The 594-nt window shown below is 73.7% G+C and carries 2 pseudogenes; one reads left to right on the forward strand and one right to left on the reverse strand.

From position 1 onward, the window contains the following. A pseudogene (locus CCN33_RS30350) lies at positions 1–213 on the reverse strand (hypothetical protein); the annotation flags it as partial. Between the two features lie 164 nt (positions 214–377). Here CCN33_RS30350 and CCN33_RS30355 point away from each other — a divergent pair. Beyond that, positions 378–594, forward strand: a pseudogene (locus CCN33_RS30355) (DedA family protein); the annotation flags it as partial.

A 594-nucleotide genomic window follows, 5' to 3' on the forward strand; every position in this document is an offset into this window, starting at 1 on the left:
GGGCAGCGCGACGAAGAGGAGGACGGTGGTGACGGCAAGGCACAGGGCCAGCGCGCCCCATCTTCGGAGCAGTGCGTAACCGAGGCCGAGTCCGCTCAGGTTGAGCAGGGCCACCGCGGCCGCACGCAGCGCGCTCGGCGGCGCGGGCGGTGGCGCGGACGGCATCGGCGGAACGGCGAACCCCTGGTACGGACCGTACGGCGCTTCCGGCATGTCGGCTCCCCCTGTCAACCGCCCCGCGCTCGCCATGAGTCTACGGCGGGTGTTGGGTGCACGACAGAGGGTGTGCGGCCCTGACGACGCGCGGGCGCGTGGGCACGGTTCACGTGAGACTGGATACCGGACGACCGATCGGCGGGCCGGGAGGCGATGGGCGGGTGAACGCCGTCAACCCCACGGACAGCGCCTCCCTGCTGGCCGCCTTCGGCGCCCTGGGCGTGCTGGCGGTGACCTTCGCCGAGTCCGGGCTGCTGGTCGTCGGCTTCTTCCTGCCCGGCGACACGCTGCTGTTCCCCGCCGGGGTGCTCTGCGCGGTCCAGCACGCCGGGCAGCCGCCCCGGCTGGTGCTGTCGCAGGTGATGCTCTGCGCCGCCG

This window comes from Streptomyces recifensis, from assembly GCF_002154615.1.
Classification (GTDB): domain Bacteria; phylum Actinomycetota; class Actinomycetes; order Streptomycetales; family Streptomycetaceae; genus Streptomyces; species Streptomyces griseoluteus.